This window comes from Tardiphaga sp. (assembly GCF_028290495.1).
In the GTDB taxonomy this organism is placed as follows: domain Bacteria; phylum Pseudomonadota; class Alphaproteobacteria; order Rhizobiales; family Xanthobacteraceae; genus Tardiphaga.
The window spans coordinates 1-3642 of the sequence record NZ_JAQGJT010000214.1 but is presented as its reverse complement, the minus strand read 5'-3'; the positions used below and the strand labels follow the sequence as shown (position 1 = coordinate 3642).

2 protein-coding genes are annotated in these 3642 nt (G+C 65.6%); both read left to right on the top strand.

The genetic code is table 11. From position 1 onward, the window contains the following. Positions 1 to 1929 (top strand): NAD-dependent DNA ligase LigA (ligA, locus tag JWQ24_RS28190; RefSeq protein ID WP_299815813.1); only part of this gene is annotated, 1929 nt, incomplete at its 5' end. Positions 1930 to 2068: 139 nt separating this feature from the next. After that, entirely contained in the window at positions 2069 to 3574 is a 1506-nt protein-coding gene (locus JWQ24_RS28185) for an alpha/beta hydrolase (RefSeq protein ID WP_299815811.1), read from the top strand. Positions 3575 to 3642: the final 68 nt, after the last annotated feature.

Below are 3642 nucleotides of genomic sequence, written 5' to 3'. Positions count from 1 at the left end.
CGCGATTCCGACCGGCGCGTCGATTACCTGTGCGAACTGAAGATCGACGGTCTGGCCATCAACCTTCGCTACGAGAACGGCGTCCTCGTGAGCGCGGCGACCCGTGGCGACGGTGTCGTCGGCGAAGATGTCACCGACAATATCGCGTACGTCAAGAGCATCCCGATGACGCTTGCGGGCTCCGATCATCCACCGCTCGTCGAGGTGCGGGGCGAGGTCTATTTCGAGGTTGAGACGTTTCGGAAGCTGAACGCCGAGCAGGCCGCCGAAGGCGAGCGCATCTTTGCGAACCCGCGGAACGCAGCATCCGGGAGTCTGCGGCAGGTGCGCGAGGGCAAGAGCGCGGCGGGCATCATCCGGATGGATCGGAGGCTCGACCGCCTCAGCATGCTGGTGCACGGGATCGGCGCCTGGGCACATCCGCCGGTCGACAGCCAGTCGAGGACGTATGACCTCCTGAAGGCGTGGGGGCTGCCGACGAGCACGCACTATCGCGTTGTGCCCAGCAAGGAGGAGGCGGCCGAGTTCATCCAGTACTACGGCGAGCACCGCGACAGTGTGGAACACGAGATTGACGGCATCGTCATCAAGGTCGATGAGCTGGCATTGCATGAAGAACTCGGCGCAACCAGCCGTGCGCCGCGCTGGGCGATCGCGTACAAGTACCCGCCGGAACAGGTCAATACCAAGCTGCTCGACATCGTGGTGAGCGTCGGCCGCACCGGTCGCGCGACGCCCTTCGCTGTTATGGAGCCCGTGCGCGTTGCCGGCTCCACGGTGCGCCAGGCGACTCTCCACAATCAGGATGTAGTCAAGGCCAAGGGCGTTCTCATCGGCGACACTGTGGTGCTCCGCAAGGCCGGGGATGTCATCCCGGAGGTTCTCGGCCCGGTTGTCGAGCTGCGCGACGGCACCGAGCGCGAGTTCGTGATGCCGACCAACTGTCCCGAGTGCGCCACTCCGCTGGCGCCGGCCAAGGAGGGCGATGTCGACCTGCGCTGTCCGAACGCGTTCAGTTGTCCGGCGCAGGTGCGCGGGCGCGTCGAGCACGTTGGTAGCCGCGGTGCCCTCGACATCGAGGTGCTCGGTGAGGTGACGGCTGCTGCGCTGACCCAACCTTACGAGCCCGCGGAACCACCGCTGCACAACGAGGCCGGCTTGTTCGACCTCACTCTGGAGCGTATTTTCCCGGTCGCCGTCATCGTGCGCGACAACGAGACTGGCATGCAGAAGCTCGACGAGCGCGGCGAACTCAATCGAGAGACACCCTTCAAACGCAAGCGCCAAAAGAAGGACGGGCCGTTCGATGCCGAGGCTTCGACCTTCGCCGGTGACGAAGACTTCGTGCCCTCGACGAATGCGACCAACCTCATCGCCAATCTCGAGAAGGCAAAGACCAGCCCGCTGTGGCGAATCCTGGTCGCCCTGAGCATCAGGCACGTCGGGCCTGTTGCCGCGCGCGCACTGGCCGACTATTTCGGGTCGATTGACGCCATCCGCCTGGCGACACGTGAAGAACTCGCGGCCGTCGAAGGCGTCGGTGGCATCATCGCCGACGCCCTCATCGACTGGTTTGCCGTCGACTGGCATCAGGACGTCATCACTCGGTGGGCGGATGCCGGGGTGCAGTTCGCGACTCCCGGTCACCCCGGTCCCGGCGCGGCCGGTGGCAGCGAGGGGCCACTCGCCGGCCTGACAGTTGTGGCGACCGGCAGCCTCGAAGGGTTCAGCCGCGAGGGCGCGATCGAGGCGATTATTGCGGCCGGGGGCAAGGCGGCGTCCAGCGTGAGCAAGAAGACCGACTTCGTTGCTGCTGGTCCCGGAGCCGGGTCGAAGCTGGGCAAGGCAGAGGCCCTCGGCCTGCGAATTATTGACGCAGAACAGTTCGCCCGACTGCTGGAGGGTGGCCCCGCGGCGCTCGACGAGTAGTTGGTCGACCTGGCGCTGGGCGGCCGTGAGGTCGCTGCCAAGCGGAGAGCGGCGCAGTCGCCGTCGCTCGCGGAGGGTGCGGCTACCGAATCTCGGTGCGCCTGAGAGCGCTCACGTTTCGTTACAGGGAGTTAACATCGTGACCCCCAAACGGGCGCGTCTACCCCCTATTATTGGCACTGCACAACCTTTCATTCGCTGGGGGCGGCTGGAAAATTGTGTGAACGAGGGGACTGAACCCGAATTGCTGTATGACGTCGCAGCGCTTCTGATCACCTCGGCGGCACTGGGACACGCGGTCGAGGCGTCGAGCGCGCCCGCGGCCAGCTCGATCAGTCAGGTGGTCGACATCCCGTTTCTTGGAATTAATGCTGGACCGAGCGCGATTGTCATTGATCCGGCTGCCGTGAGTCACCCGGTTTCCATCTCCACTTTCGAGGTCCCTCAGGCGCCCGCCGCCAACCTCGGATCGCTCACGGGCATTTCCCTGCTCCGCGCACTTTCTGCCCTGCCCGCCGGGCAAACCGCTGCATATGTTTCGTCGCATCCCGCCGTTGTGTCTCAACTGCTCGCGCATCCGCCGGCCGCGGTTGAGGTCGCGGACTGGTGGGGCGCGCTCGCGGCCTCCGAGCGGGCTACGCTGGCGGCGTCCAGCCCTCGGTTGGTCGGCAATCTCGACGGTGTCCCGGTTTCGGTGCGCGACAGTGCGAACCGCAATTGGGTCGCGGAGTCGATTGCTTCCATGCACGCGGCCGTCGCGAGGGTCGGCGCTCGGGCGGTGAACCAGAACGACCAGCACGCGCTGCACATGCTGCAGCAGGTCGAGGGCGTGCTTGCGTCGGGCAAGAATGGCCCGCCGCGGTCGCTGCTGTCAGTCGACTCGGGCGGAGCAGGCAAGGCCGCTGTCGTGATCGGCAACCTCCAGACCGCTGACTACGTCACGTACATGGTGCCCGGCATGTTCTTCACCGTGGACGGCCAGGTCGGTGACTGGACCGGTGACGCGCTGGATCTCTACGACCAGCAAACCGCGTGGTTGAAACGGCTCGCTGCCGTCGACCCGGCTGACTCCGGCAAGACGGTCGCGGTCGTCGCGTGGATGGGCTACCAGACGCCCGACCTGACGAACATCGGCTCGCTCGACTTCGCTTACAAGGGTCGGGATGCCCTGGCCAGCCTGATCGAGGGAGAGCAGGCACTGCGCGCTACCGACGAGCCCTACACGACCATCGTTGCGCACAGCTATGGTTCAACCGCAGCGCTCATGGCGCTCACGGAATACAACTTCTCGGTTGATGCCCTCGTGCTCGTGGGGTCGCCGGGCAGTGCTGCGCAGTCGGTGCACGACCTGCACGTGCGCAACGCCAACGTCTTCGTCGGTTCGGCTCCGTGGGATCCTGTGCCCGCAAGCGCGTGGTTCGGCAGCGATCCCGCGGCTCCCAGCTACGGCGCAAAGACCATGGCCGTTGGCGGTGCGGTCGACGCGATCACCGGCAAGTCGCTCGGCGCGTCGATCGGCCACAATAATTACTTCTCGGCCGGATCGGAATCGGTCCGCAACATGGCACTCGTTGGCATCGATCACGGCGAGCTGGTTATGAGCGCCACGCCTGCTGACGCACAGAAGACGCTGGCGCTCGGCTAGTTTCCGCTGGTTGCCTTACTGGATGGCGCTGCCGGCAGCATCCACGAAGCCGAGCGCGATGCCTTCCC